At 62.0% G+C, this 26,082-nt stretch carries 26 protein-coding genes and 1 other RNA gene; 9 read left to right on the top strand and 18 right to left on the bottom strand.

Features of this window, described 5'->3' with window-relative positions:
- Positions 1-23: 23 nt before the first annotated feature.
- On the bottom strand, positions 24-290 hold the full coding sequence (locus EWM63_RS06355; protein ID WP_130185772.1) for a flagellar protein FliT: 267 nt from the start codon (positions 288-290) through the stop codon (positions 24-26).
- A 108-nt stretch (positions 291-398) separates the two neighbouring features.
- Complete coding sequence (locus EWM63_RS06350; protein WP_130185771.1) at positions 399-1,214, bottom strand: HDOD domain-containing protein; 816 nt, start codon at positions 1,212-1,214, stop codon at positions 399-401.
- A gap of 284 nt (positions 1,215-1,498) precedes the next feature.
- On the opposite strand from EWM63_RS06350, the gene EWM63_RS06345 reads away from it, so the two are divergent.
- Positions 1,499-3,502, top strand: a complete 2,004-nt coding sequence (locus EWM63_RS06345; protein WP_229487759.1) for a M13 family metallopeptidase — start codon at positions 1,499-1,501, stop codon at positions 3,500-3,502.
- Positions 3,503-3,691: 189 nt separating this feature from the next.
- Complete coding sequence (locus tag EWM63_RS06340) at positions 3,692-3,910, top strand: CsbD family protein (RefSeq protein ID WP_130185769.1); 219 nt, start codon at positions 3,692-3,694, stop codon at positions 3,908-3,910.
- A 340-nt stretch (positions 3,911-4,250) separates the two neighbouring features.
- Here the strand turns inward: EWM63_RS06340 and EWM63_RS06335 are convergent, their stop codons facing one another.
- The 3 genes from EWM63_RS06335 to EWM63_RS06325 all read right to left on the bottom strand — a co-directional run bounded on the left by EWM63_RS06335 (position 4,251) and on the right by EWM63_RS06325 (position 9,416).
- Entirely contained in the window at positions 4,251-5,417 is a 1,167-nt protein-coding gene (locus EWM63_RS06335) for an IS4 family transposase (protein WP_130185175.1), read from the bottom strand.
- A gap of 258 nt (positions 5,418-5,675) precedes the next feature.
- Entirely contained in the window at positions 5,676-7,892 is a 2,217-nt protein-coding gene (locus EWM63_RS06330) for a S9 family peptidase (protein WP_130185768.1), read from the bottom strand.
- A gap of 135 nt (positions 7,893-8,027) precedes the next feature.
- The gene (locus EWM63_RS06325; RefSeq protein WP_130185767.1) at positions 8,028-9,416 is read right to left on the bottom strand and encodes an MATE family efflux transporter; all 1,389 of its coding nucleotides are present in this window, start codon (positions 9,414-9,416) and stop codon (positions 8,028-8,030) included.
- A 141-nt stretch (positions 9,417-9,557) separates the two neighbouring features.
- Here EWM63_RS06325 and EWM63_RS06320 point away from each other — a divergent pair, with 141 nt between their 5' ends.
- Together EWM63_RS06320 and EWM63_RS06315 are read left to right on the top strand one after the other, a co-directional pair.
- Complete coding sequence (locus EWM63_RS06320) at positions 9,558-10,490, top strand: DnaJ C-terminal domain-containing protein (RefSeq protein ID WP_130190225.1); 933 nt, start codon at positions 9,558-9,560, stop codon at positions 10,488-10,490.
- A 12-nt stretch (positions 10,491-10,502) separates the two neighbouring features.
- Entirely contained in the window at positions 10,503-10,814 is a 312-nt protein-coding gene (locus EWM63_RS06315; RefSeq protein WP_130185766.1) for a chaperone modulator CbpM, read from the top strand.
- Positions 10,815-11,029: 215 nt separating this feature from the next.
- On the opposite strand, the gene EWM63_RS06310 is transcribed toward EWM63_RS06315, so the two are convergent.
- Together EWM63_RS06310 and EWM63_RS06305 are read right to left on the bottom strand one after the other, a co-directional pair.
- The gene (locus tag EWM63_RS06310; protein WP_130185765.1) at positions 11,030-12,313 is read right to left on the bottom strand and encodes a hypothetical protein; all 1,284 of its coding nucleotides are present in this window, start codon (positions 12,311-12,313) and stop codon (positions 11,030-11,032) included.
- A 178-nt stretch (positions 12,314-12,491) separates the two neighbouring features.
- Entirely contained in the window at positions 12,492-13,409 is a 918-nt protein-coding gene (locus EWM63_RS06305) for a LysR family transcriptional regulator (RefSeq protein WP_130185764.1), read from the bottom strand.
- A gap of 100 nt (positions 13,410-13,509) precedes the next feature.
- Here EWM63_RS06305 and EWM63_RS06300 point away from each other — a divergent pair, with 100 nt between their 5' ends.
- The 3 genes from EWM63_RS06300 (at position 13,510) to pncB (ending at position 16,437) form a co-directional block, all read left to right on the top strand.
- Positions 13,510-14,124, top strand: coding sequence for an FMN-dependent NADH-azoreductase (locus tag EWM63_RS06300; RefSeq protein ID WP_130185763.1), 615 nt, complete (start codon positions 13,510-13,512; stop codon positions 14,122-14,124).
- A gap of 204 nt (positions 14,125-14,328) precedes the next feature.
- Positions 14,329-15,195 (top strand): cysteine hydrolase family protein, encoded by an 867-nt coding sequence (locus EWM63_RS06295; RefSeq protein WP_130185762.1) that lies wholly within the window; start codon positions 14,329-14,331, stop codon positions 15,193-15,195.
- Between the two features lie 9 nt (positions 15,196-15,204).
- Positions 15,205-16,437 carry a nicotinate phosphoribosyltransferase gene (gene pncB / locus EWM63_RS06290; RefSeq protein WP_229487758.1) on the top strand — a complete coding sequence of 411 codons (1,233 nt, stop codon included), beginning with the start codon at positions 15,205-15,207 and terminating at the stop codon, positions 16,435-16,437.
- A gap of 24 nt (positions 16,438-16,461) precedes the next feature.
- On the opposite strand, the gene EWM63_RS06285 is transcribed toward pncB, so the two are convergent.
- A complete protein-coding gene (locus tag EWM63_RS06285; RefSeq protein WP_130185761.1) occupies positions 16,462-16,761 on the bottom strand; it encodes a hypothetical protein in 300 nt (99 codons plus the stop codon).
- Positions 16,762-16,851: 90 nt separating this feature from the next.
- Positions 16,852-17,151 (bottom strand): antibiotic biosynthesis monooxygenase family protein, encoded by a 300-nt coding sequence (locus tag EWM63_RS06280; RefSeq protein ID WP_130185760.1) that lies wholly within the window; start codon positions 17,149-17,151, stop codon positions 16,852-16,854.
- Between the two features lie 58 nt (positions 17,152-17,209).
- On the opposite strand from EWM63_RS06280, the gene EWM63_RS06275 reads away from it, so the two are divergent.
- Positions 17,210-17,758: a GNAT family N-acetyltransferase gene (locus EWM63_RS06275; RefSeq protein WP_307720831.1), complete on the top strand. Its 549-nt coding sequence runs from the start codon at positions 17,210-17,212 to the stop codon at positions 17,756-17,758.
- Between the two features lie 2 nt (positions 17,759-17,760).
- On the opposite strand, the gene EWM63_RS06270 is transcribed toward EWM63_RS06275, so the two are convergent.
- From EWM63_RS06270 to EWM63_RS06255, 4 genes are all read right to left on the bottom strand, one after another.
- A complete protein-coding gene (locus EWM63_RS06270) occupies positions 17,761-18,156 on the bottom strand; it encodes a hypothetical protein (protein ID WP_130185758.1) in 396 nt (131 codons plus the stop codon).
- Between the two features lie 141 nt (positions 18,157-18,297).
- Entirely contained in the window at positions 18,298-18,861 is a 564-nt protein-coding gene (locus tag EWM63_RS32010; protein ID WP_207221254.1) for a PEP-CTERM sorting domain-containing protein, read from the bottom strand.
- Between the two features lie 40 nt (positions 18,862-18,901).
- Positions 18,902-19,453 carry a PEP-CTERM sorting domain-containing protein gene (locus tag EWM63_RS06260; RefSeq protein WP_130185757.1) on the bottom strand — a complete coding sequence of 184 codons (552 nt, stop codon included), beginning with the start codon at positions 19,451-19,453 and terminating at the stop codon, positions 18,902-18,904.
- A gap of 394 nt (positions 19,454-19,847) precedes the next feature.
- Entirely contained in the window at positions 19,848-20,387 is a 540-nt protein-coding gene (locus EWM63_RS06255) for a PEP-CTERM sorting domain-containing protein (RefSeq protein WP_130185756.1), read from the bottom strand.
- A gap of 276 nt (positions 20,388-20,663) precedes the next feature.
- On the opposite strand from EWM63_RS06255, the gene EWM63_RS06250 reads away from it, so the two are divergent.
- Complete coding sequence (locus EWM63_RS06250) at positions 20,664-21,386, top strand: hypothetical protein (protein WP_130185755.1); 723 nt, start codon at positions 20,664-20,666, stop codon at positions 21,384-21,386.
- 249 nt (positions 21,387-21,635) lie between these two features.
- On the opposite strand, the gene EWM63_RS32280 is transcribed toward EWM63_RS06250, so the two are convergent.
- The 5 genes from EWM63_RS32280 to ubiG form a co-directional block, all read right to left on the bottom strand.
- Positions 21,636-22,391, bottom strand: a complete 756-nt coding sequence (locus EWM63_RS32280; protein WP_229487756.1) for a PEP-CTERM sorting domain-containing protein — start codon at positions 22,389-22,391, stop codon at positions 21,636-21,638.
- A gap of 525 nt (positions 22,392-22,916) precedes the next feature.
- Positions 22,917-23,277: a transfer-messenger RNA gene (gene ssrA / locus EWM63_RS06240) on the bottom strand.
- A gap of 91 nt (positions 23,278-23,368) precedes the next feature.
- On the bottom strand, positions 23,369-24,340 hold the full coding sequence (locus EWM63_RS06235; protein ID WP_130185754.1) for a hypothetical protein: 972 nt from the start codon (positions 24,338-24,340) through the stop codon (positions 23,369-23,371).
- Positions 24,341-24,440: 100 nt separating this feature from the next.
- A complete protein-coding gene (locus EWM63_RS06230) occupies positions 24,441-25,130 on the bottom strand; it encodes an HAD family hydrolase (protein ID WP_130185753.1) in 690 nt (229 codons plus the stop codon).
- Between the two features lie 40 nt (positions 25,131-25,170).
- On the bottom strand, positions 25,171-25,872 hold the full coding sequence (gene ubiG / locus EWM63_RS06225; protein ID WP_130185752.1) for a bifunctional 2-polyprenyl-6-hydroxyphenol methylase/3-demethylubiquinol 3-O-methyltransferase UbiG: 702 nt from the start codon (positions 25,870-25,872) through the stop codon (positions 25,171-25,173).
- Positions 25,873-26,082 lie beyond the last annotated feature (210 nt).

Below are 26,082 nucleotides of genomic sequence, written 5' to 3'. Positions count from 1 at the left end.
TTTTTTATTGGCAGGCGGATAACTCAGCCGTTCAGGCGGCCCATCCATGGTTCGGTCACGTCGCGGATCGCGCGGTCGTTGGCCATGATCTGCTTGAGCAGGTCGATCTTGCGCTGGCGGGCATTGCCTTCCAGTGCCGGCACGCCACCGATGGCGGCCACCGATTGTACGGCGCACTGGGTTTCCAGGCGGCCCAGCGTCGTCCAGTCGCTGGCCTGGGCAGCCATGGCCATCTTGCTGGTCAGTCCGGCAATATTTTCATACATCGAGAGAACGTCGGTGGAGTTCATGGCGCGCCTTGTAAATCGTAACGGATTACTGCTTGTCATGATTTACGTCAGGCGCGGCGGGAACTTTAGGCTTTTTGAAAAAAAATTTGAAAATAGTTTTCGGCATTGTCACTTCATCATCTCGTCGAGCCCTGCCGCCAGTTCATCGGGCGATGGCATCTCGTCGATGACGGTATCGGCGTCGAGGCCCAGCATCGCGGCGACCTCCTGCGGAAAGTCTTCGGCCAGGTGAGCTTCCTCCAGCGCGCGGGCGCGCCAGGCAGCCACGTGGACGACGGCCGCGAGCCGGTCCACGGCGCCGCGCTCCAGTGGCGCGGGGAACGCCGCGATGGCATCCGAGAACACGGCGGGAAACTGCCAGCGCCGCGCCAGCTCGGCGCCCACGTCGGCATAGGTAAAGCCCAGCGCTTCGCGCTCGACGGCAAGGCGGCGCCCGTCGAGCGGCGCCGCAATGGCGTCCAGCGCCACGGCCTTGTCGGGCATGCCCGCATGGATCACCAGTTGGCCGATCGCATGCATCATGCCGATCGTGAAGGCCAGCTCCTGGTTGTCGCGGGTTTTCTTCGCCAGCCACTTCGCGGATGCGGCCGTGCGCATGCTGTAGCGCCAGAAATCGCCCAGGTCGAGCCCGGTGACCGACTTGAAACCGTTGACGAGCCCTGAGCTGATGACGAGCGTGCGCACGGCCACGAAACCCAGCATCAGCACCGCGTCCTCGACGGTGGCGATACTGCGCGACAGGTTGTAGTAGGCGGAGTTTGCCAGGCGCAGCAGCTTGGCACTCAACACCGGATCGAGCGACACCTTGCGGGCGATCTCTTCGGTGGATACGGAGGCCTTGTCGAAGCTGGCCACCAGTTCCTGGACCACCTTCGGTGCCGTCGGCAGCGCGGTGGGCTGGTCGAACAAATCTTCCAATGTCATCGTGCTTTCTCCGAAATAATTTCCGTAAGTGAACTATAGCCCTGTCGGTGGCCTGGCAAAAGCACTATCTGAACCCTTGCATGCCGGCCCGACTTCGGCAGGCTATCCGCGATTTGCGCAGTCTGTCGCACGGCGCTCGTCATGGCGCGGCTGCGGGACTACAGTGGAGACTGGCGTACCACGCCGAAAAATCCGTTCACACAGATAAAACAAGGGACTTTATGGAAGCATTCCGAGTATTGCGCCGTCCGCCGCGGACGAGCACCCTCGCCCTGGCGCTGAGCATGGCGCTGAGTACGGTACTGGCCTCGACCAGCGCCGGCGCGCAGCAAACCGCGCCCCTGGCTGCCCCGCAGCAAGCCGCCACGGCCGTGCCGCCGGGCGATGATTTTTACCTGTTCGCCAACGGCCAGTGGCTGGCCGCCACGGAGATTCCCGCCGACCGCGGCAGCTGGAGCGCCGCCAACGCGGTGGTCGATGAAACAAACGGGCGCATCCTGCAATTGATCGAGGCCGCCAGCCGCCCGGGCGCATCGACCGATGCCAGAAAGGTGGCCACGTATTACGGCGCCATCATGGACGAAGCCGGTATCGAAGCGCGCGGCATCGCCCCGCTCAAGCCGATGCTCGACAAGATCGCCGCGATCCGCGACAAGGCCGGCCTCGTGCAAGCGCTCGGCGCCAGCCTGCGGGCCGACGTCGATCCGCTCAACGCCACCGACTTCAGTACCGAGAACCTGTTTGGCCTGTGGATCGCCCAGGGCTTTACCGACCCCGACAATTACATGCCTTATCTGCTGCAGGGCGGCCTCGGCATGCCGGACCGGGCGTTCTACCTGGAAGAAAACGAGCGGATGGGCCGGCTGCGCACGGCCTACCAGGCCCATATCGCCGCCATGCTGAAGCTGGCCGGCTTCACGGAACCGGAAGCGCGCGCCGCCCGCGTGTTCGAACTGGAGCGCAGGCTGGCGCAGTCGCATGGCTTGCGCGAAGAGTCGTCCGATGTCAGGAAGGCCAACAATGTGTGGACCGACAGGGACTTCGCCGCCAAGGCTCCCGGCCTCGACTGGAAGGTGTTCTTCCACAGCGCCGGTCTCGGCAAGCAAAAGAAATTCATCGTCTATCACCCGACCGCGATCACCGGCGCCGCCGCCCTCGTGGCCGAGATGCCGGTGCAGACATGGCAGGACTGGCTCGCGTTCCACGCCATCAACCAGTACGGCAGCACGCTGCCGAAGGCCTTCGTGGACCAGCGCTTCGAGTTCTATGGCCGCACGCTGAGCGGCACGCCGCAACTGTCGGCGCGCTGGAAACGCAGCCTGGCCTCGCTGAACGAAGCCATGCCGGAAGCGGTGGGCAAGATGTACGTCGACAAGCATTTCCCGCCGGCCGCGAAGGTGAAGGTGCAGAAGATGGTGGCGAACATCGTCGACGCCTTCCACCAGCGCATCGAACGGCTCGACTGGATGGCGCCTGCCACGAAACGGGAAGCGCAGGCCAAGCTGAAGGCACTGTACGTGGGCGTGGGCTACCCGGAAAAATGGACGTCGTACGGCGCCCTGGAAGTCAAGCCGGACGACGCGTTCGGCAACGCCTGGCGCGCCAGCGCGTATCGCTACCGGCAGCAGCTGGCCAAGCTGGGTACAAAGGTCGACCCGAAGGAATGGTCGATGCCGCCGCAGCTCGTCAATGCCGTCAACATGCCGATGCAGAATGCGCTGAACTTCCCGGCCGCGATCCTGCAGCCGCCATTCTTCGACCCGAACGGCAGCGATGCCGTGAACTATGGCGCCATCGGTTCCGTGATAGGGCACGAGATCAGCCACAGCTTCGACAATATCGGCGCCGAATTCGATTCGAAAGGCCGCCTGCGCGACTGGTGGACGAAGGATGACCGCGAGCATTTCGCCAGGGCGGCGCAGGCGCTGGTGGCGCAATATTCGAGCTATGAAGCATTCCCGGACCTGAAGCTCAACGGCCAGCTCACGCTGGCCGAAAACCTCGCGGACCTGGCCGGGCTGGCCGCGGCGCTCGATGCCTACCATGCGGCGCAGGGCGGCAAGGCCACCGTGGAAACGGATCGCCAGTTCTTCCTCGGCTATGCGCAGGCGTGGCGCACGAAGCCACGCGAGGCCTCGCTGCGCAACCAGGTCACTACGGACGAGCATGCGCCGGCGCAGTGGCGCACCTATACCGTGCGCAACCTGGACAACTGGTACAAGGCATTCGACGTGCAGCCGGGCCAGAAACTGTACCTGCCGCCGGAAGCACGCGTGCGCGTCTGGTAGCGTTTTACCGAGGCTTAGTCGAAACTTAAACCCAACCCCAGGTAGCTGATTATTTTTGCAATGTTAGGGAACGTACGGAGGGGAACAGTTCCTGATCGTATGATTTCCCTAACCACACGCACTACAGCGTGTGAACCAAAGGCAGCGGCCCATTGTGGACCGCCAGCCGTAACGCAGAGGAGCTCGATCATGAACAGCGATCAAATCAAAGGCAAGGCAAAAGAAGTCGGCGGCAAGATCCAGGAAGAGGCCGGCGAACTGGTCGGCAGCTCGAAACAACAGGCCAAGGGCCTGAAAAACCAGGCTGAAGGCAAGGTCCAGAAAAAAGTGGGCGACGCCCGCGAAGCCGTCGAAGACGCGCTGGACGACGACGTCACGATCAACCGTGGCAACCGCCAGGGTCTGTAATTCCCCGGCCCAGTGCCGACAATGAAACAGCCGCCCGAGGGCGGCTGTTTTGCTTCACGGTGTCACTTCAAAACCGGTGACAGACACCCATTTTTTGGAAACATTCCAAAAGAACTGGTGTCTGTCACCGGTTTTCGCTAGCGTGCCCGGTGGTGGAGCAGGGGTTTCAAGGAGCACCGCTCCTTGCCTGCGTAACGGAGAGGGTCTGCAAGCCCTCTCTCCTTCCGGACATATTTTCCGGGCGCTTCATCCGGAAAATGTGTCGGACACTGGTTTTCCGCTCAGAAATCAGCTTCATCATGCGAAAACCGGTGTCGGACCACTAGTGTCCGGACGTTTCTCATAGGAGAGCGAGCTGAATCTGCTCGCTTTTTTGTAGATCATCGTTGTCTGCTCCGCTAAGTAGTTGATTTAATGGGGAAGTTTCGAACATTGCCAGATTGAGAATCTGTAGAATTTCGTAGAGACTTTGGGGTAGTTGGAGGCGTTTTTTTGCGATGGCGATCAGGACGTAGGTCGCGATTGCGATCCAAATTTGGGTCTTCACGGCGTTCTCGCTGGTGCCATAAAACGCCTTGATGCGTAGATGTTGTTTGATCCACTTGAAGAACAGTTCGACCTGCCACCGCTGCTTGTAGAGGCCCGCGATCGTCTCCGGGCTCAGTGAAAAATTGTTCGTCAAAAAGCTGATGCGCTTGCCCGTTTCGTCCTTCACGACCACGCGTCGCAATGCGTCTGGGTAGCGCGAAGCGGTCGCTGGGATCGCCAACACAACGGTCTGATCGCATTCCACATTCGTGTTGGCGCAGTCGACTGAATGCGAGTAACGACGCCTAAGCTTGGTGTTGCTTCTTGCCCTCGAGACGAAGAACGCGCCCATCAAATTGAGGTTGTAGAGACGTTCGAAATCGAGGTAGCCGCGATCTAGCAAGTAGAAAGCGCCTGGTTCAATCGTCAGTCTGTCGAAGCCTCGGACGTCACTCATTTTGCCGTCCGAGATATGGATGAAGCTTGGTATAGAGCCCCGTAGATCAAGCAGTGTATGAAGTTTGATGGCTGCTTTGGTCGACTTGAATGGTGCCCACGGATAGACCGACAGGCATAGATCGATTGTCGTCGAGTCGAACGCATACACAGTATTTTTGAGGTCGACGTCCAGTTCCTCACCAACGTACAAAGGTCTGGCAATGCCGATAAGATGCGCTGCGAGATCGGCATAGATTTGCCATGGCCGCGTCTCGTTTGCATCGGCCAGTGTGCTACGGGAGATCGTCTTGCAGCGGAAGCCCATGTGATAGAGCCGGGCTGCTTGAGCCCTGAGATTGAGCTCGATGTCACGCAGCGATTCGCGATAGGTGAGCTGAGCGAATGCCATCGCCAAGAACTGGTCAAGACATGAAAACGTCTTGACCTTGTAGTGACCTTGGTGGGCTGCGACGCAGCGTCGAAACGTGGTGAGTGGCAGATGCGTCATGATCTGCGCAAAGACGAGTTTGCCCTGATGCATGGGAGCCTTTCGCGGTTGCCAGCAAAAGGCCCAAGTCTGCGCTCAAAATTGAAATCGAGACCAGACCAAACCGTCGAAATCTCGCGTGGAATCAGTAGCTTACAGACGCCATCCGGACCAACGTCCGGACACTAGTGGTGTCGGACACCTTTTCCCTGAAGGAAAAGGTGTCCGACACCGATACGCCAAGGCTGCTGACCGCATCCACTGTCGCTAACCAGACGGTTTTGCGTCAGTCACCGGCTTTCGCCCCGGCGATTACTGCACCGTGTCCGGCTTCAAATGCTTGCGGAAGAACGCCTCGATGATCGTCTGCACGTGCTTCTTCTGCTTGCGATCCGATACGCCGTGCTTGGCGCCCGGGTAGGTCATCAGTTCGAACTGCACGCCGCGATTGACGAGGGCGTCGACCATCTTCGTGGTGTTGGTGAACAGCACGTTATCGTCGGCCATGCCGTGGATCAGCAGCAGGTTCGACTTCAGCCCGTCCACGTGCGCGAACACGGTGCTGTCGGCATAGCCGGCCTTGTTGTCGGACGGCTTGTCCATGAAACGTTCCGTGTAGTGCGTGTCGTACAGCGCCCAGTCGGTGACGGGTGCGCCGGAAACGCCGGCGGCGATCTTGTCCGACCCCTGGGACAGCAGGCGCAGCGTCATAAAGCCGCCGTAGCTCCAGCCATACACGCCGATGCGCTTCGGGTCTACGAAGCTTTGCTTGCCGAGGAAGTCGATGCCGGCCAGCTGGTCTTCTACTTCGACCTTGCCCAGGTTGCGGTAGATCGCGTCCGTGAAGGCACGCTCGCGGCGGCCGGAGCCGCGGTTGTCGAGGCGGAACACCACGTAGCCCTGCTGCGCCATGAACATGTCGAACGGGTCGCCCCACTTGCGCGACACGTACTGCGGGCCCGGGCCGCCGTACGTGGACAGGTACACCGGATACTTCTTCGCCGGATCGAAGCGGTAGGGCTTGATCATCGACCAGTACAGCGTCTGCCCGTCGCTGGCCTGCATCGTGCCGTATTCCACGGGCAGGTGATCGGACTTGTACCGGTAGTACGGGTGCGCCTCGTTGATTTCATTCTTTTCCAGCCACGTGAGGATCGCGCCGTCCGGCTTGCGGATGGACACCTGTGGCGGGTTCGCCGGATCGGACCACGTGTCGACGAACAGCTGGCCATTGCGCGCGAACGTGGTGTCGTGCCAGCCGTCGGCCTGCGTCACGCGCTTCGGCTTGTCCGCATCGCGGCCATCGAGCGACACGGCATAGGTCTGCTTGTCGATGATCGCGTCCTTGTTGGACGAGAAGTACACCTTGCCCGCGCCTTCGTCCACGGCCAGCAGGTTGTCGATGCCCCAGTCTCCCCTGGTCAGTGCGTGCTTGACGTTGCCATCCATGTCGAACAGGTACAGGTGATTGCGGCCGGTGCGGTGCGACGACCAGATGAAGCCTTTTCCGCCGGACAGGAAGCGCAGGTCGTCATTGATGTCGGTCCACGTTTTCGCCGTTTCGGTGACGAGCACCTTCTGCGTCAGCGTGGCGGTATCGACGGCGATCAGTTCAAGCTTCTTCTGGTCGCGCGCCTGGCGCTGGAACAGCAGTTTTTTACTGTCGGCCGAGAAGTCGGCGCGCACCAGGTAGATATCCTTTTCCGGGCCGAGGTCCACTTCCTTCGTGGCGCCGGTGACCGGATCGACGATGCGCAGTTCCACGATCGCGTTCTTGTCGCCGGCGGCCGGGTAGCGCTGCTCGATCACGTCGGTGCGGTCGGCATAGATCTCGAAGCGGCGCGCCACCGGCACCTGCGCTTCGTCATAGCGGCGGTAGGCGATGCTCGAGTCGTCCGGCGCCCAGTAGTAGCCCGTGTACTGGTGCATTTCCTCCTGCGCCACGAACTCCGCCTCGCCATTGTGCAGCGTGCCCTTGCCATCCGTCGTCAGCGCCTTTTCCTTGCCGGTGGCCAGGTCGATCACATACAGGTTCTGGTCGCGCACGAACGACACGTACTTGCCCTTCGGCGAGATCTTCGGATCGGTCACGTTGCCCGAGGCGACCAGGCGTGCCGCATCCGGTTTGGCGACCTCGATCAGGTACAGGTTGCCGGCGATCGGCACCAGCAGGCGCTTGCCGTCCGGCGACCAGCTGTAGTTGATGATGCCTTTCAGGGCGGCGGTGCGCTCGCGCTCGCGGCGCGCCTTTTCGGCGTCCGACAGGTTTTCCTCGGCCACCAGCACCTTCGAATCGACGAGGCGGCGCGTGGACTTGTCCTTCAGGTTGAATTCCCACAGGTCCATCTGGAACTGGTTGTCCGGGCGGCCGCGCAGGAACGTCACGCGGGCGCCATCCGGCGACACTTTCAGCGCGCGCACGCCATTGCCGGCCAGCGCGGGATCGCTGTGCAGGCGGTCGAGGGTCAGGCGGTCGGCGGATGCCGTGCCGGCGGCCAGCAGGGCCAGGATACTGAGAGCGGTGCGCATGAGGGTCCCGAAATGAACGATTTGTTATTGGATGGAAATCGCAAAACGATACCAGACTCAGCTACGACTGGCGAGGCGCGAAAGTTCGGAATACAGGACCTGGCGCCAATTTTCGTTTGGCGCATCGCTCATCCCTTAAGCCATGGCAAGTGCCCTCTGGCGCGACAGCCGCTGCAGGTAGGCCGTCAGCAGCACGGCCGCCACCGTCAGGCCCAGCACGAGGCCGATCCAGAAGCCCGTGGCCGACATCGGCTCGGCCGGCGCGAACGGCAGCCATTGCGGCGCCAGCCCGAGCACGCAGCCGACCGGCAGCGCCAGTCCCCAGAAGGCGATCAGCTGGATCACCATGGGCCCGCGCGTGACCTTGTAGCCGCGGATCGCGCACGAAGCCGCCACCTGCGCGGCATCGGACAGCTGGAACAACGCGGCGAACAGCAGCAGGTGCGCGCACATCTCCTGCACCGCGGCGTCGGATGTGTAGGCGGCGGCGATCTGGTGGCGGAAGATGGCGATGAACAGCGCCGACAGCACGGCGAAGCCGGTGGACATCCACAATCCCACGAACGAGGCGAAGCGGGCGCGCTGCGGGTTGCCTTCGCCCAGCGCCTGGCCCACGCGGGCGATCATGCCGATGCCGAACGACAGCGGCACCATGAACGTGAGCGAGGCGAAGTTCAGGGCGATCTGGTGCGCCGACACTGTGACCACGCCGAAGCGCGCCACGAGCAGGCTGACGGCGCCGAACACGCTGACCTCGGCAAAGTAGGTGACGCCGATCGGCACGCCCAGGCGCAGCATGTTCCACACTTCGGGCCAGTGCGGCCATTCCCATTTGTCGAACGGGTACGAAGCCTTGTACGCGGGCGCGATGCGGATCCACAGCACGATCGCCAGCAGGTCGAGCCACACCACGGTACCGGTGGCCACCGCGCAGCCCAATGCGCCCATCTTAGGAAAGCCGAGATTGCCGAACACCAGTACCCAGTTGACGGCGATGTTGACGAGCAGGCCGATGATCGCGATGACCATCACGGGCTTGGTCTGGTTGATGCTGGCGCTGTAGCCATACAGCGCGCGGTAGGCCGCGAACGGCAGCAGCCCGATGCTGACGATGTGCACGAACATCGAGGCGCGCGCGTTGACTTCGGGCGCCAGCTGCAGGTGGTCGAACAGCAGCGTGGCAAGGTTGGCGGCCAGCGCCGCCACGATGCCCACGCCCACCGCCTTCCACAGCGACTGCCGCACCGAATGGGGAATCTGGTCGAACCTGCCCGCGCCCACCTGGTGCGCGACGACCGTGTTCACGGCCATCATCGTGCCGTTGACGGTGACGAGGATGATCGACCACACGGAAGCGCCGAGCGACACGGCGGCCAGTTCGGCGGCGCTGGTATGGCCCGTCATCGCCACGTCTGCCACGGCCATCCCCACCGTGGCCAGTTGCCCGATCAGCACCGGCCAGGCCAGTTGCCACAATGCCGAGGCTTCTTTGCGGATGTTGGACAGCGTGAATGTGTAGGGCATCGATGGCGATTGAAATGGAGAGAACTTGCGATTCTACCCACAGATGGGAGGTGCGTGCACTGTGCTGGTGCGGGAGCGGAACCGGCGTGGTTTTGTTGTAACCTTTGAACCGGCAATGACTTGAACACGGAGAGCGATATCGTGGAGTACAAGGATTACTATGCGGCGCTGGGCGTGCCGAAGACGGCGAACGCCGACGAGATCAAGGCTGCCTATCGCAAGCTGGTGCGCAAGTACCACCCGGACGTCAGCAAGGAAGCCAATGCCGACGCGAGGACCAAGGAACTGAACGAAGCCTACGGCGTGCTCGGCGACCCGGAAAAGCGCGCGGCCTATGATGAACTGGGCAGCGCGCAATACCGGCAACACGGGGAGGGGGGCGGCGGATTCCGCCCGCCGCCGGATTGGGGTTCCGGCTTCGAGTCGTTCGACGGCGGCGCCGACAGCGATTTCTTCCAGGACCTGTTCGCCCACGTGGGTGGCGCACGCCGGCGCGGTTTCCAGATGCGCGGCGACGACAGTCACGCCGTCATCGAGATCGCGCTGCTCGATGCCTACCAGGGCGCCAGCCGCACCATCAACCTGCGCGTGCCCGAGGCGGACGAACATGGCCGCGTGATCACGCGCCAGCGCACGCTCGATGTGACGATCCCGAAAGGCGTGACGGAAGGCCAGCAATTGCGTCTGGCCGGGCAGGGCCAGCCGGGCAGCGGCGGTGCCGCCGCGGGCGACCTGTACCTGGAGATCCGCTTCGCCGAGGAGCGCCGCTACCGCGTCGAAGGGCGCGACGTGTTTCAGACCGTGCCCGTGGCGCCATGGGAAGCCGCGCTCGGCGCAGGCATCGAGGTGGCCACGCCGTCGGGCCGCATGTCGGTCACGGTGCCGGCCGGTTCGCAGGGCGGGCGCAAGCTGCGGCTGAAGGGCAGGGGCATTCCCGGCACCGCCGCCGCCCCGGCCGGCGACCTGTACCTGCTGCTGGAGATTGCGCTGCCGCCGGCCGATACGCCGCAGGCAAAGGCGCTGTATGAACGGATGGCGCGGGAGTTCGGCTTCGACCCGCGCCGCGGCTTGTAAGGAGGAACAGCGATGGCAAGCGAACAACCGATCCGCGCCGTGCCCCTCGACGAGGCGGCACTGACGCTCGATGAACTGGCGCAGGCCTGCGCCGTGGAACCGGGCTGGGTGGTGCACCGCGTGCGCACCGGCATCCTGCTGGCCGGCACCGACGCGGCGCCCGAGGCATGGCGCTTCACCAGCGTCGACCTGGTGCGCGCGCGCAGCCTGCTGCGCATCGAACGCGATTTCGACGCGAACGAGGAAGTGGCGGCACTGGTGGTGGATCTGACGGAAGAGGTGCGGCGGCTGCGCCGGCGCTTGCGCGCCGCCGGGCTGGGATAAGTCCCGGTGATTATTCGATGCTGCCAGCGGCGTTGGCGGTCTGGTGTCGGACACCGGCTTTTCGGTGTCGGACACCGGTTTTCACATGAGCTGCCGATTTTCTGAGCCGAAAACCGGTGTCGGACACTTTTCCGAATCGACCCGCATCCATACACCCCAAGAGCCAGAGCTGGGGTCAGACCCGGCGGGTCTGACCCCGGCCCCTGCCTCTGGGCTTAACGCTGGTCTTCCGAGCCGCCGCCGCGCGAGCCGCTGCCACCGGACTGCTTGTTGCCGATGTCATCGATATCGTGCCCAGGTTCGCCCGGCGAGCCCTGCATGCCGAGCTGGCGGTCAGCCTGTTCGTTGTCGCTGCGGTTGTTCGGCACGGCTTGGTTTTTCCACGTGCCCGATTGCGCGTTGCCGGCCTTGTCGGACTGCTGGCTGTTGCCACGGCTGCCCATGCCAGCGCGCTCGCCGCCCATCGCATCGGCTGGCAGCGTATCGAGGCTGTCGCGGTCGGCGGACTGGCTGCCGCCGCTGCCCAGCGTCGTCTGGCCGATCAGGTTGTCGCCGGATTGCTGGTTGCCCTGGCTGGAGCCCTGCATTTCCACATTGTTGCCGCCGAGGCCACCGCGGCCTGTCTGGCCGCTTTGCGCGCCCACATTGTGCAGGTCGCCGCCCCGTTCGCCCCCCATGCCGCCCGAGTGCTGGCCGCTATGGCCGCCGCCGGCGCCGGCACGCGGGTTGGACTGGTCCATCTGCTGCGATTGACCGCTACCCGGGCCGCCTTGCTGCTGCTGTTCCTTCATTTGCGCCAGGCCGTTCTGCCCGGGGCCGCCCTTGCTGTTCATGGATTGCTCGTTGCCGGGGCCGCCCTGCAGCTTGTCGGCCATGCCGCCCGAACCGCCAGGGCTGCTCGACTGCTGGTTGCCGAGTTGCTGGCTGCCGCCCGTGCCGCGCTGGGCCGTGCCGGCACCGAGTGCCGAGCCGTCGTCGCGCCCCTTGCTGTGCTGCGACGCCTGGCTGCCGCCATGGGCCACCTGCTGCTGGCTGCGGCCATCGCCCACTTCGCCCGACGTTGCGCCGGATTGCTGGGCGCCATAGCTGTCGCGGTTCGATTCCTGCGGGTCGAGCTGTGTGCGCGGATCGTTGCGCAGGCCGCCCTGGCCGCCGGGCGAGCCGCCCAGGTAGTCGGATTGGCCCTGGGAATGGCCTTGGGCGCTCTGCTGGCTCTGCCCGCCCTGGTTGATGCCCTGGCCGCTGTCGCCGCCCTGCGTGCCCGATGGGGTGCCGCTGATGCCGTCCTGTGCGCCACTGCCGCCGATCGATTGCTGTGTCATGTCCATTCCTCCCGAGTTGCCGACGGGGCCGCTTTGCCTGCTCGCCCCCGGGTTGATATTAGGTGCCCTGTTGACTTGCGTGGTGTCGTTCGCGGGCCCGCCCGCGGCGTGGTTGCCGCTCTGCGTGAAGGTGCCCGCGTCCTGCGTATTGGTGAGTTGGTCCTTTTCCCTGGTCATGTGCGATCTCCTCTTGAAGTCGTGATCGGCACCGGCTCGTGGCACGGTCCCGGCAGAGGTTTATCGTAGGACGGTGTGCGCGGGGAGGGTGTCAGCGCACACGCCGCGCCCATGTAGGAAGTATTTAGGCGTCGCCAAGCACTGCTCGACGCCTTCGATACGGGGACTTATCTACGCATCAGTAGGCGCCGTGCGGCAGCGAATAGTCCAGCTCGAGGAACTGGTCCTTCAGCCAGCGGCCGGCGGGGCCCAGCTGGTCGTCCGCGCGATGAATGACGAACAGCGGATACTGCAACGCATCGCCATCCTGCACGCGCAGGCGCACGAGGCGGCCATTGGCCAGGTCCTCGGCGATCATCGCTTCCGGCATGCTGCCCCAGCCGAGGCCGCCCCGCAGCAGCGCATGCTTGGAGTGCAGGTCGGCCAGGCGCCAGTCGCGCAGGCCGCGCACGCCGAAGTCCTGGCCCGCCGTCAACGGGCTGCGGTCCGTTACCACCAGTTGCAGATGCTCGCGCAGCGTGGCCGCGGGAATGATGCCGTCGATCACCGCCAGCGGATGGCTTGGGGCGCACACGGGCATCATCGTCACATGGCCGGCCAGCTGGCGCTCGATATGGTCCGGCAAGTGCACCGGCATGCCGCTGATGCCCAGCTGGCAGCGGCCATCCAGCACCATCTGCGCCACGCCGCCAAGGGCTTCCGTGTGAAGTCTCAGCGCGACGGTCGGGTACTCGCGCTGGAACGATTCCAGCAGCATGACGAGGCGGCACATCGGGAACATCACATCGACGACCAGGCATACCTCGGCCTCCAGGCCGGAACCGAGCGCCTTGGCGCGGGCGCGCATGCCGTCCACCCTGGCCGACACCGCGCGGGCGTCCGCCAGCAGCGCCTTGCCCGCTTCCGTCAACGTGACCTTGCGCCGGCCGCGGTCGATGAGGGCGATGTTCAGCTGTTCCTCGAGGTTGGCGATCGTGTAGCTGATGACGGATTGGGTGCGGTGCAGCGCCCGCGCGGCATGGGCAAAGCCGCCATGGTCGATGACGGCGATGAACACGCGCAACTGGTCGAGCGAGGGAAGGCCGGGGTCTCTCATATCTATAAAATCGATCAAACGGATTGAAATAAAGGGGATTTCGTCGATGCTAACCCTGTCCTATGATGGCTGCAATCAATCATTCATCGAGGAGTTCATCATGGCAAACATCCTGTACATCAACAGCAGCGTGCGTTCTTCCGGTTCCCTGTCGCGGCAGTTGTCCGCCGAGTTCATCGCGAAGTGGAAACAGAACCATCCCGCCGACACGGTGGTCGAACGCGACCTGGCGGCCAGCCCCGTGCCGCACCTGACCGAGGAAATGCTGGGCGCGTTCTTCACGCCGCCCGAGGCACGCAACGCGGAACAGGCATTCACCGTGAAGCTGTCGGACAAGCTGGTCGACGAAGTGCTGGCCGCCGACGTGATCGTGATCGGCGCGCCGATGTACAACTTCTCGGTGCCATCGGGCCTGAAGGCCTACATCGACCACATCGCCCGTGCCGGCCGCACGTTCAAGTACACGGAAACGGGCCCGGTCGGGCTGGCTGGCGGCAAGAAGGTGTATGTGTTCACGGCCAGCGGTGGCGTCTATAGCGAAGGGCCGGCTGCCGGCTACGACTTCCTGGCCACCTATCTGCGCGCCGTGCTGGGCTTCCTCGGCATTACCGACATCAGCTTCATCCAGGCCGAGGGTGTGGCCCTGGGCGAGCAGGCACTGGCCGACACGCTGGCGAAAAGCCGCCAGTCGATCGACGAACTGGCCGCCGCATAAGGCGGTCTTGCGGCCGGGCTGTGTCCGGTGGCGATGGGGGACGGCGCGAAGGCATGTGCCGCGCCGCCATCACGGTGCAGCCCGGGGGGAGGGGGGCTGCACGCCTGCATGCAGGCACGCCAGCCGGGCAGCGATTCCCGCGCGCGTTTGGTGGGTTTCCGTGCCAGCCGGTATGATGGAGTTTGCCGTCCAAGGAGCCCATCAATGAAAGACCGACTGCACCTGCTCGTCATCGACCCCCAGAACGACTTCTGCGATTTACCTCCCGAATCCCTGCCGATCGACACGGCCACCGGCCGGGCACGCATGCCCGCGCTGCCGGTGCCGGGCGCCCACGAGGACATGCTGCGCCTGGCGCAGCTGATCGAACGGGGCCGCGATGGCCTCTCCGCGATCACCATCACACTCGATTCGCATCACCGTTACCACGTGGCGCATCCCACGTTCTGGCTGGCCGGTGACGGCGGCCCCGTAACGCCATTTACCGAAATCACCGCCGCCGACGTTCGCGCAAGCCGGTTCCTGCCGCGTGACCCGCGCGCCAGGGAACGCGCGCTGGCCTACCTCGATGCGCTGGAAGCGGCAGGCCGCTACCGCTTGATGGTGTGGCCGGTCCACTGCGAGATCGGCACCTGGGGCCATAACGTGCACGATGCCGTGCGCACCGCCTACAACCGCTGGGAAGACGCGTTGCTGGGCGTGGTGGCGAAGGTCGCCAAGGGGTCGAACCCTTGGACCGAGCACTATTCGGCCGTGATGGCCGAGGTGCCCGATGCGGGCGAACCGGATACGCAGGAAAACCGCCGGCTGCTCGACAGCCTGAAGGATTCCGACCGCGTGTACATCGCCGGCGAAGCGGGCAGCCACTGCGTGAAATCCACGGTGGAGCATATCGCCGAGCGCTTCGGCGCCGATGCATCGAAGCTCGTGCTGGTCACCGATTGCATGAGCCCCGTGCAGGGCTTCGAGGCGCAGCAGGCGGCGTTCTTCGAACGCATGCGCGCGGCGGGCGTCGGCTTTGCCCAGGCATCCGATGTGGTGCAGGAACTGCTCGTGAACGCGGGCCGCTGAATGACTGACATGACCAACAAGACCGATATGACTGACAACGTGATTGGCGACTTCAGGCCCGTCGTCCGCAGCCTGCTGGAAACCGACCTGTACAAATTCTCGATGTGGCAGGCACTGCTGCACTGGCACCCGGGTGCGCAGGCAGAATACGAGTTCAAGTGCCGCAACCAGCCCGCCTTTCCGCTCACGGAACTGAAGGACGAGATCGAGCGCCAGCTCGATCACCTGTGCACGATGACGTTCCGCGAAGAAGAGCTCGAATACCTGCGCTCCCTCCGCTATATCAAGAGCGACTTCGTCGACTTCCTGACCGTGTTCCGCTTCCAGCGCAAGTTCATCACGGTGGAGGCGAACGGCGACGAGCTGCTGATCCACGCGCGCGGCCCGCAGGTGCACGTGATGGGCTTCGAGATCTTCGTGCTGTACATCGTCAACGAGCTGTACTTCCGCCGCTTCGACCAGGAGGCGGCGCTGGCCGAAGGGCGCCGGCGCCTCGATGCGAAGATCGCCGCACTGAAGGCGTTCGGCCAGGAGCCGATGCGGCGCAATCCCTTTGAATTCTTTGATTTCGGCGTGCGCCGCCGCTTCTCGAGCGCCTGGCACGACGAAGTGGTGGGCCGCCTGGCGGCCGAGGTGCCGGAGTACTTCAAGGGCACGTCGAACGTGTACCTGGCGATGCGCTACAAGATCCATCCGCTTGGCACGATGGCCCACGAATACATGCAGTCGTTCCAGGCCTTCGGCGTGCGCCTGCGCGATTTCCAGAAAGCGGCACTGGAAGACTGGGTGCAGGAATTCCGCGGCGACCTGGGCACGGCGCTGACGGACGTGGTGGGCATGGATGCCTTCCTGCGCGACTTCGACCTGTATTTCGCCAAGCTGTTCGACGGCCTGCGCCACGATTCGGGCGACCCGGTCGTGTGGGGCGAGAAGGCGATCGCGCACTACGCGCGGCTGCGCATCGACGCGAACACGAAGCGGCTGGTGTTTTCCGATGGCCTGGATCTCGACAAGGCCATCTTCCTGTATCGGCATTTCGCCGACCGCATCATGACCGGCTTCGGCATCGGCACATGGCTCACGAACGACCTGGGCCTAAAGCCCTTGAACATCGTGATGAAGCTGGTGCGCTGCAATGGCCAGTCGGTGGCGAAGCTGTCGGATTCGCCGGGCAAGACCATGAGCAAGGACGAGACCTTCCTGGCCTACCTGCGGCAGGTGTTCGAACACCCTGCCGCATGATGGGATAGCGAAGAGGGCCGGGGCTCAGGCCTCGGCGCCGCCGTAGCGCAGCATGATGGTGGTGGCCTGCTCGCGCTGGTCGGCGTCAACATCTACCGACAGCAGGGCGGCCGGGCGCTGCACCGGATGATCGGTATTGTCCGCGTCGTCCGGCGTCAGCGATTCCATGATGTTGTCGACGGCTTGCGTGGCGGTGTCGGCGGCGCGCGTGTCATGCAGGTTCAACTGCACGGCCGAGCCCTGGAAGCCGGCGTCGAGCAGCGCGGCGCGGGCGGCCTCGGCATCCTCGACCGTCTTGAAGTTGCGGTGAATCGTGTCTGTCATGGCGGTTCCTGTAGGGGTTGACGTGCCGCCATTGTGCTGCAAAAACAACAAGGGCGGCGCCGCGATGGGCGCCGCCGTGCCGTCTGCGGGTTAGAACCCGTCCACGACCGTTTCCGTGTGCTCGACCTTTGGCGGCTCGGCAAAATAGCCGCCCACCAGGCCGCGCCAGGCCGTGAAATCTTCGCTGCCGCGGAAATCCACGGTGTGGTGCTCGAGCGTTTCCCAGCCGACCACGAGGCGGTAGGTTTCAGGGCGCTCGATCGTGCGCTCGATGCGCATCGACACGCAACCCTTGGCGCGCTGGAACAGCGGCACGGCTTCGCGCACGGCGGCTTCAAAGGCGGCATGGGTGCCAGGCTTGATCGTGAGTTCGGCGATTTCGTAGATCATGAAAGGTCTCCTGATGAGTAATCCAGGCATTGTGCCTCAACATCGCCGGGAAAGCAGGGTGGTATTGACTACCGATAGGCTCGTGCTGCGCCTGTGGCGCGACGACGATGTGGCGCCGTTCGTGGCGCTTAATGCCGACCCGGCGGTCACGCAATACCTGCCCGGGCCCGTCACGCCGGAGCAGGCCGCGCAACTGTTCGCGGCGCAGAATGCGCTGTACGCGCAACATGGCTGCTGCTACTTCGCCGCCGAGTTGAAGGAGAGTGGGGAGTTGGCCGGCTTCGTGGGATTGAAGTACCAGGATTTTGCGATGCCGTTCGCGCCGTGCCACGAGGTGGGCTGGCGGCTGGCGTCGCGGTATTGGGGGAAGGGCCTGGCCAGCGAAGGCGCACGCGCCGCACTGCGGTTCGGTTTCGAGCGGCTGGGCCTGGAAGAGATCGTGTCGTTCACCGTGGCGGAGAACGTGCGCTCGCGCCGCGTGATGGAACGGCTGGGAATGGTGCGCGATTCCGGTGGGGATTTCGCGCACCCTGCGTTACTGGCGGACCATCCCTTGTCGCGACATGTGCTGTATCGCCTGCCGCGGGATGCGTTCACCGAGGGCTAGGATCAACCCTGCCGGTTCTCGTCGCTCGACTGCTGGTTGCCGGCCGAGCCTTGCAGACCGGTCGGATCGCTGGGACGGCCGCCGCCGGACAGGCTTTGCTCGTGGTCTTCGTCGCGCGCCTGCTGGCGGTTGCCGCTGCCTCGCTGGGTGCCCAGGTCGCTGGTGCCGTCGCTGACGAAACCTTGTCCATCCTGGTCTGCTTCCGAGCCATCCGACAACAGGTCGTCCGTACGGGTGTCGGACTGCTGGTTGCCGGTCCACGGGGTGTTAGCCGCTTCGTCGTAGCCTTCGTCCGTGCCCGTGCGGCCAGTGCCGCCCGTGCCCATCGTTGCCGCGCTGCTGGTGCCGTCATGGGTCTTCTGGTCGTAGGTACGGCCGGGTTTGTCCTGATCTTTCATGATGGTCTCCTTGTCGGTTGAATGCGACCATCGTAGAGGCCAGCACGGCTTCGTGGAATAGGCGCGCGGGAGAACTGGATGTAGGAGGAAAGGCAGCGTGCAAACGGCGGAGCCGTGGCTCCGCCGCTCTTCACTGCAGTCTCAGCCGTGCGCTGCCTTGCGGCGCGCCGTGAAGCCCACGGCGGCCAGGCCCAGGCCCAGCATCAGCCAGGTCGATGGTTCCGGCACGGCCGCGACGGGGTTGTTGAAGACTGGGCCAGGGATGATGTTGCCCGGGCCGCCGATCGTGAACGAGTACGCACCATATTCCGAATCGTTGAAGCCGGTCACAACGAACGTGTATTGGGTGCCGGCCGTCAGGCCCCAACGCAGGCCCGACGTATTGGGCGACAGGAGGTCGTCGCTGAACCGCACGCGGTTTTCGTTCGGTGCCGCCGCGTCGAAGCCGCCTTCGTACAGGATGACCATGCTGTCGAAGCGGGCGGCAAGCAGGATCTTGTACACGCCATCCTCGTCGACGTGGAAATCAAAGGCCTGGTAAGGCACCGCGGTGCCTACCGCGTCGAAGGCGGCGTCGACATCCCACGTGGGCGCGCCGGTGGAGTCGCCGACGTGGCTGAAGAATTCCGCATTGGCGGTGCCGGCAACTCCGGCGAACAGCGCGCAGGCGGCCAGCGCGGTACGGAACAGTTTCGTGATGTTCATGGCGTTTCCCTGGAAGTTAGTTGTTGGTCTTGGCGGTGCATCAGCGGTCAGCTTTACGGCGTGCCGTGTAGCCGACAGCGGCGAGGCCGAGGCCCAGCATCAGCCACGTGGACGGCTCCGGCACGGAGGAAATAACGACACTGCCCGGGCCGCCGATCGTCAGGCTGTATTTGCCGAACTCGGCATCCGCGATACCGGACAGTACGACGGTGTACTGCACGGTCGGCACCAGGAAGGCAACAAAGCCGGACGTGTCGAAGCCGGAATCGTCCGGGGTGAAGATGTCGTTGTTGTGGGCGATCAGGTTTGTCGTGGGGGCTGTCGGATCGAAACCGGTCGCATACAGGAAGATAGCGCTATCAAACTCGGCGATTTCCAGGAACTGGTAGGTGCCGGCCTGCGTCACTTCGAATGTCAGCTGATCGTAAGGCACGGCATTGCCGGCATCGATATAGATGGCGCCCACGTCCAGCGTGGCTCCGCCCGTGGTATCGCCACGTTCGATGTGGAAATCGGCTTTTGCAGTGCTCGTGAGTCCGATGAACAGCGCGCTGATGGCGAGCGCTGCACGGAAAAACTTGGTGAGATTCATCGCTATGCTTCCTTTTGAGAATAATGGATGTAAAAACCGGCACCGCTGATCAATGTGCCAGCCAGGAGCAACAACCGGCACCCGAAGAGATACCTCAACAGGCAAGAATAGTATTGCATGTACTTTTCCCGGCGCCGCAGTGTCATAAGGTTTATTTAAGAATTAACTTATGAGTATTTATTTATAGAATTTTAAGTTGGCTGTTGTCTACCTTTTCCAGAGTGAAGAAGGTTTATTGTCGATGAATAATATGTGTTCAGGTGCTGTTGGATCTATACGACACAGATAAAACGCATCCCGGGTAATTGGCGTCGCAGGTAAATGGCAAATAAAAAAGCGGAGAATGACTCCGCTTTATATGATTATGTCATCCCCCGGAAGGGGAGTATTTGATTCAACGCCTCCGGCGTTGCGTGTAGCCAAGCAGCCCAATGCCCAGTGCGAGCATTACCCATGTGGCTGGCTCGGGAATGGCCGAGATCATGCCAGGCCCCGCAATCGTTACGCTGTAGGCACCAAACTGTTCGCTATCGAATCCGGTCATCACGAACACATAGGTTGTGCCTGAGTCCAGGGTCGCTTCGAAACCCGATGTATTGAGGCTGATCGCATCGTCATTCCCCACGAGGCCGTTGATGAGGGGGGATGCCGGGTCGAACGAGCTTTCATACAGGAAAGCGAAAGTATCGAATCCCAATCCTGTTGCCACGAATGAATAATCGCCACTCGTGTCCACTGTGAGCGTATGGGTTCGATACGAAACGCCCTCGCCATTTGGCGAGTAAGCCGCCAGGTTGGCAAGCGTTCGGTTGTACGTTGGGCCACCGGTGGTGTCACCGGTCAACGTGACGATGTCGGCTTGCGCCGCCTGGGTCAGGCCGAGGAAGAGGGCGCTCGTTGCGAGGACGGCACGGAACAGTTTCTGGATATTCATGGTGTTCGCTTTCTCAAAAGGATTTCGATGAAGGAACCTGTGAATAAGGCGACAGGAAGGTCAGTATGCGGCTGCTCTCTTGCAATTTGCTAGGTTTTCTTGAGAATTTTTCAAGATTGCTATGGAGGTTATTCTTGGAGGAATTGCAGATTGCTAGGTGGTATGAATGCTGCGGGGAGAGCGCGGCAATATGCCTTTAGTGCACATTTCCGGTGATGTTGGCTGGAAGCCACGGCCGCGATTTCCCGCCGTGGAGAAACCGACTGCTGGAACTCCGTGGTCGTCGCTATGATGGAACAGGCTGCCGATGCGGCCCGCCGCAGTTGGGTGGCAGGCAATGTTTGGCAACAGTCGGCTTTCGCTGTGCTTGGTTTTATCGTGCCGGCGCGCTGCGGTATGCTGGACAGATTTATTTACAGCAATTCTCGATCGATGGTCGCATTGAATGGCTCGGCATTGAAGAGTACTGTTAAATTCCTGACTTTGCAGACTTCGTTGCCAAATCGTCACTCAACCGCTTGCGGGATCCGATGCCTTCGACTATCTTTAATGCATAGTCCCAATCTGTCGTTCGTTCGGACATTTCATTTTCAGGAGGCTTTCAGCATGAGGCACGATGACGAAGGGCTTCCGGTAATGGAATATGATTGGCGGAATAAAAATATAAGGCAGATTGCGGAAAATATCTGGCATGCCCAGGCGGCAGGGTGGCCAAGCGTTCTAACCTACATTTATCGGTCAAGGTCAGTGAAAGCGTCGATCCGGGCAAAGTCACTGAGCGCCGTTCCACGAATCGATAGTCGCGACGAATATCCTTTTGCCAGTACCCTGGAGAACGAAGGTAGTGTGTGGGTTGGCCATGCCTTGGTTTCGCAGCAAGATGCACAGCGCGACTTGATGAATGAGTTCTACAGAAATAACAAGGCATACGTCAAAGGAACGACCCTCAAATTCAGAGTAAGCGTCATAAATCATCCCGGTGACCTGATAAAGGCTTGATGTAAGCAGGCATTCGTACCAATCGATACGTCGCTCGTCACCACTACGGGATCGCTGATTCAGTCATGCCAGCCAAATGCAGGTGCGGAACAAATTCCCTGGATTGAAACCAAGACCAAAAAAGGGTCAAGCAAGCTTGACCCTTTTTTGTTTGTAGGTGGAGGCGGCTAAATCCGCAATCTCAGCCATCAATGAGATTAAAATGTTGATCCTACTGGGTGCTTAGCCTACGCTAATGGCCCCACCGGATCAGGCCTTGCGGCGACGAGCAAGGAATCCCATGATGCCCAAGCCGCCCAGCAGCATGCCATAGGCGGCTGGCTCGGGGACAGCTGAAATTTGAGCTACCTCCACTTCTACTGCAAAATCGGTGAAGTTGAAATACGAATATTCTTGCAGCTGGTGCAGCATTGATCCACTGGCATCCGAATAACCAACTTCTCCATCACGGGATAACGCAGTGGCTGAATTCCAAAGGTAAAGACCAAAATCGCCAGTTAATGGCAAATCATATGTGAGCTTGAATGCCACGGTGCTCTCATTCAGGTTGGTATTATTATTTGTGTACTGCAAAATAGTTTCGTGGCTGTCCAGATCGATGCCCATGTGAGCCATCCCTGAGGAATATGCGGCGGCAGGGGTAACGTAATCAATATGGCAGGTACTGCAGGCACCCAGTCCCGACGGCACTTCATCGATTCGAGCGCCAGCCGTCACATTCCCAGTTGTCGATAAAGAAGTAATACGGTAGCCAGCTTTTACCACAGTATGGAACAAGGCTTCGCTGGCATTGGCCTGATTTTCCGATACTGACACATTCAAGTCGGGTATGGAAATCTTGTAGATATTGTCCTGATTGGAAATCAGATCCAGGTCAACGTACGAGCCAAGCCAAACCTGTTCTAACGAAAACGAAGGTGTATCCAGCGAAATGGCAGCAGAACTGGACACCATATAGGCAGCAAGGGCGCCGGCCAGTGCAGTTTTCTTAAATAGCTGTGTCATTCATTGTTCCCATGAAATTGTTGGCACGAGTAGCCGCTTAGGACGGCGAGGGTGCATGCCTGGGAAGATATCATTAATGATATTTAGATAATCTCACAAATTATCACATTGAAAAAATATGCTTGTGGATCGCGACAGGCTTTTTATTACTGAATTGCAACAGAATGCTGCGGGCCACATACACTGACGGGCCCCTCATATGCGGCGGGGAGTTCAATGGTGCACCAGCACGCCCGCCGGGCGGTGGCGACATCGCGAAGCGATGTCGAGAATGGGCGAATCGGAGAGCCGTGCGCTTGCAAGCGCACGTCGCTTTGCCGGCGGCGAGCAGTGCTCGCCGAAACCCCGCAAATCCCATAGCCTCCCGCTTGCAAGCGGGAGTCGCTTCACGGGCAGGCCGCATGCGGCCTGAATTCCCCGTTCCGCCGTCCGTCGGAGACGGACGCGGATTGGATTCCTGTAGTCGGAACCATAAGAACAAAAGAAAATGGCCCAAGCAAGCTTGGGCCATTTTCTTTTGTTCGGTGGTGGAGACGGCGGGAATCGAACCCGCGTCCGCAAGCACTCCACAGACAGTTCTACATACTTAGCACTATCAATTAATTTAACCGGAACAACGGGGACGTGCACCCTTTGTTCAAGCGAGTTACCTTAAATTTCGGAAGCAACCAAGTAACCCGGTTGATTCCTAGCCTCTGTAAATGACTCCACAGCTTTTAACGGCCCACCCCAGAGGCGAGGTGTTGTGGAGCTAACAGCGATTAAGCTGCCAGTGCGTACGAGTTATCGTTTGCAGTTAGTTTGTTTCTGGATGTATTTACGAGGTGACCAGCCCTCGGTATGCCCTGCTCTGCTTTGCAACCCACGTCGAAGCCAGGTCGTCCCCACAGAAGGAAAGGAGATTGTACTCCAAACCGGGGCAGTGTGCATGCGAATGCAGTGCACGACGGCGAACTTAAGGGCGGTCTAAGCAACGTTCAGCCGCGAAGGGCGGGGAGGGAGCGGTCGTTCTCGCCGAGCCGGCGGATGACCGGGCGGCCAGCGTCGAAGGTGCAGTCGAACAGGTGGCGTCGCGAACGGCCGGCCTGGGTGGATTCGAGTTCGTGGAAGGCGTCGGCGCCCTGGAAGCCCAGGTCCACGGTGAGCTTTTGCAGGAAGTACGTATGGTGCAGCTCGGCCAGGTGGTCGCGCCGGTTGCCCCGTTCGATCTCGTTGCGCAGGCGGGAAGCGGGGTCTTCGAAGTAGCCGATCAGGGCGCCCTCGAGCATGTCGACGTGGGTACGCAGCGAAGCTTCTTCGGAAAGGTCGATCGCCGTCGTGTCCACGGCGACGTCAAAGCGCTGGATCAGCAGGAACATGTCGCTGTCGAGCATGCCAGCGTTGCGTGCCCGGTTGACGGGGGAGTGCTGGCCCTTGGCTAGCTTGCCGGCCGGGTCGTGCGTCTGGCCTACGTACAGCACGGTGCTTGGAAATGCCAGGCCGGTGTCGAAGCGCTGGATCAGGTCGTGGATGCTGAAGGTTTCGACCAGGGCGCCCCAGTTCAGCAGCAGGAATTTGTCCTGCACTTGCACGACGGGCTTCTTGTACGTGGCTTCAAAAGGCACGTCGAGCTCGATCGTGATCGAACTCTTGCGCTCTTCCGGGCCGATTAGCACGGGAATGGTCAGCTTCAGCGAGAAAAAGCCCCAGCTGACGCTGCGCTGCAGGTCAAACCGCACGCGCGGGCGGGCAACGAGGAAGTACAGGAGGCGTTTTTCCATCGTGCCGTCGATGGCGAATTGCATGCGGCGCAGGTAACGGCCGACCGGGTCACGGAAGTCCGGCAGCGGGCTGCCCTCGACCAGCAAGTCGTACCAGTAGAACTTTGTTTCTGCTACCGTGGCTGTCCAGACTTGCGGCGCACTGCTGCGCGGCATGAGGGGCTTCGTGGTCGCGTCTTCGCCAGGCATCGCTGCCTCCCCGGTGAAATTGCTTCGGATTTAACGTGTATTACCGCAATGGTACGTCAAGTTATTGATCTCCGGCAATAAGAGAATGCAGCAGGGACGATCAGGCGGCCAGCGTGATCCCGTCGACGGAGGCCAGCACGAGTGCCAGCAGCGCTTCCGGCGTGGCGACGAGATGGTCCGCGCCCCATGTTTCGGGCTCGGTGGCACCGTTGTAGCCCCACTGGCAGGCAACGGTCGTCATACCGGCCGCGCGGCCGCCCTGGATGTCGCGCAGGTCGTCACCCACGTACCAGCATTGTTCCGGCGCCACGCCGATGCGGCGCGCGGCTTCCAGCAGCGGGGCAGGGTGTGGTTTCGCGTGCGGCGTCGTATCGCCCGAGATCACACAGCCGGCGTGATCGAGGCCGATCATCGGCACCAGCGGATCGGTGAAGCGGGCCGACTTGTTCGTGACGATGCCCCATGCCACGCCCGCATCGGCCAGGCCGTCGAGCAGCGTGCCGACGCCAGGGAACAGCGAGCTGTGCACCATCATCGCGTTTTCGTAATAGATGAAGAATTCGTCGCGCAGGGCGATGAAGCCGTCATCTTCGGGTTGCAGGCCGAACGCGGCGCCGATCATGCCGCGGGCGCCGTGCGACGCCGTCGGGCGCAGGATTTCATAAGGCGTTGGCGCCAGGCCGCGCTCGGCGCGCTGCCGGTTCACGGCGGCGGCCAGGTCGGGGGCGGTATCGGCGAGCGTGCCGTCGAGGTCGAACAGGATGGCGCGCGGGGCGGTCGAAAAGCTCATGGTCGGGGCGTCAAAAAAGGGCGGCCGGGCCGCCCTGGGGTCATTCCGGGCGGGTGCACGACATCATGTAGTTCACACTGGTGTCGTTGTTCAGGGAGTAAAACTTCGTCAGCGGGTTGTAGCCCAGGCCCTTCAGGCTTTCCACCTGCAGCCCGGCGCTGCGCACGTATTGCGACAGCTCGGCCGGCGTGATGAATTTCTCGTAGGTGTGCGTGCCCTTCGGCAGCATGCGCAACACGTACTCGGCGCCGATCACGGCAAACAGGTAGGACTTCGGGTTGCGGTTCAGCGTGGAAAAGAACACGTGGCCGCCCGGCTTCACCAGGGTGGCGGCGGCGCGCACGATCGCAGCCGGGTCCGGCACGTGCTCGAGCATTTCCATGCAGGTCACCACGTCATACTGGCCCGGCTCGGCCGCTGCCATCTCTTCGGCGGCGATCAGCTTGTAGCGCACCGGCACGCCCGATTCCAGGCTGTGCAGGTCGGCCACTTTCAGGGCCCGCTTCGACAGGTCGATGCCGGTCACGGTGGCGCCTTTTTTCGCCATCGATTCCGACAGGATGCCGCCGCCGCAGCCGATGTCGATCACATTCATGCCCGCCAGCGGGGCGCGCGCGTTGATCCATTCCAGGCGCAGTGGATTGATGTCGTGCAGGGGACGGAATTCAGACGTCGGGTCCCACCAGCGGTGGGCCAGCTCGCTGAATTTTTGCAATTCAAGTGGGTCGGCGTTTGCGTTCATGACCGGCATCATAAACGGTATTTGTCGCGTTCCAAAGCGACGCTCACTGCAGTGTTTCCTCAAACCGGGGTCAGACCCCGTTTTTGGGAAATAATTTCCATGGATTCTCGAGATGCTGCGCGATGCAAGTTTGTCGCCACAGGCTGCATTGGTCTGGCTTGCTCGCTTTCCAGGAAAATGCGCCACTGCAATGTTTCCAAAATTCGGGGT

Origin of the sequence: Pseudoduganella lutea, assembly GCF_004209755.1 — a bacterium.
In the GTDB taxonomy this organism is placed as follows: Bacteria; Pseudomonadota; Gammaproteobacteria; order Burkholderiales; family Burkholderiaceae_D; genus Rugamonas; species Rugamonas lutea.
The sequence above is the reverse complement of the archived record's forward strand: the minus strand, read 5'-3'. Positions and strand labels throughout refer to the sequence as shown.

What these genes read in the sequence shown, in the direction of transcription:
- EWM63_RS06270 (WP_130185758.1), bottom strand. Translation starts at nt 18,156, where the DNA reads ATGAAAGATCAGGACAAACCCGGCCGTACCTACGACCAGAAGACCCAT.
- EWM63_RS06355 (WP_130185772.1), bottom strand. Translation starts at nt 290, where the DNA reads ATGAACTCCACCGACGTTCTCTCGATGTATGAAAATATTGCCGGACTG.
- EWM63_RS06235 (WP_130185754.1), bottom strand. Translation starts at nt 24,340, where the DNA reads ATGCCTGGCGAAGACGCGACCACGAAGCCCCTCATGCCGCGCAGCAGT.
- EWM63_RS06295 (WP_130185762.1), top strand. Translation starts at nt 14,329, where the DNA reads ATGAAAGACCGACTGCACCTGCTCGTCATCGACCCCCAGAACGACTTC.
- EWM63_RS06300 (WP_130185763.1), top strand. Translation starts at nt 13,510, where the DNA reads ATGGCAAACATCCTGTACATCAACAGCAGCGTGCGTTCTTCCGGTTCC.
- EWM63_RS06350 (WP_130185771.1), bottom strand. Translation starts at nt 1,214, where the DNA reads ATGACATTGGAAGATTTGTTCGACCAGCCCACCGCGCTGCCGACGGCA.
- EWM63_RS06305 (WP_130185764.1), bottom strand. Translation starts at nt 13,409, where the DNA reads ATGAGAGACCCCGGCCTTCCCTCGCTCGACCAGTTGCGCGTGTTCATC.
- EWM63_RS06330 (WP_130185768.1), bottom strand. Translation starts at nt 7,892, where the DNA reads ATGCGCACCGCTCTCAGTATCCTGGCCCTGCTGGCCGCCGGCACGGCA.
- EWM63_RS06335 (WP_130185175.1), bottom strand. Translation starts at nt 5,417, where the DNA reads ATGCATCAGGGCAAACTCGTCTTTGCGCAGATCATGACGCATCTGCCA.
- EWM63_RS06315 (WP_130185766.1), top strand. Translation starts at nt 10,503, where the DNA reads ATGGCAAGCGAACAACCGATCCGCGCCGTGCCCCTCGACGAGGCGGCA.
- EWM63_RS06310 (WP_130185765.1), bottom strand. Translation starts at nt 12,313, where the DNA reads ATGACCAGGGAAAAGGACCAACTCACCAATACGCAGGACGCGGGCACC.
- pncB (WP_229487758.1), top strand. Translation starts at nt 15,205, where the DNA reads ATGACCAACAAGACCGATATGACTGACAACGTGATTGGCGACTTCAGG.
- EWM63_RS06325 (WP_130185767.1), bottom strand. Translation starts at nt 9,416, where the DNA reads ATGCCCTACACATTCACGCTGTCCAACATCCGCAAAGAAGCCTCGGCA.
- EWM63_RS06260 (WP_130185757.1), bottom strand. Translation starts at nt 19,453, where the DNA reads ATGAATCTCACCAAGTTTTTCCGTGCAGCGCTCGCCATCAGCGCGCTG.
- EWM63_RS06340 (WP_130185769.1), top strand. Translation starts at nt 3,692, where the DNA reads ATGAACAGCGATCAAATCAAAGGCAAGGCAAAAGAAGTCGGCGGCAAG.
- EWM63_RS32010 (WP_207221254.1), bottom strand. Translation starts at nt 18,861, where the DNA reads ATGAACATCACGAAACTGTTCCGTACCGCGCTGGCCGCCTGCGCGCTG.
- ubiG (WP_130185752.1), bottom strand. Translation starts at nt 25,872, where the DNA reads ATGAACGCAAACGCCGACCCACTTGAATTGCAAAAATTCAGCGAGCTG.
- EWM63_RS06345 (WP_229487759.1), top strand. Translation starts at nt 1,499, where the DNA reads ATGGCGCTGAGTACGGTACTGGCCTCGACCAGCGCCGGCGCGCAGCAA.
- EWM63_RS06285 (WP_130185761.1), bottom strand. Translation starts at nt 16,761, where the DNA reads ATGACAGACACGATTCACCGCAACTTCAAGACGGTCGAGGATGCCGAG.
- EWM63_RS06280 (WP_130185760.1), bottom strand. Translation starts at nt 17,151, where the DNA reads ATGATCTACGAAATCGCCGAACTCACGATCAAGCCTGGCACCCATGCC.
- EWM63_RS32280 (WP_229487756.1), bottom strand. Translation starts at nt 22,391, where the DNA reads ATGACACAGCTATTTAAGAAAACTGCACTGGCCGGCGCCCTTGCTGCC.
- EWM63_RS06230 (WP_130185753.1), bottom strand. Translation starts at nt 25,130, where the DNA reads ATGAGCTTTTCGACCGCCCCGCGCGCCATCCTGTTCGACCTCGACGGC.
- EWM63_RS06255 (WP_130185756.1), bottom strand. Translation starts at nt 20,387, where the DNA reads ATGAATATCCAGAAACTGTTCCGTGCCGTCCTCGCAACGAGCGCCCTC.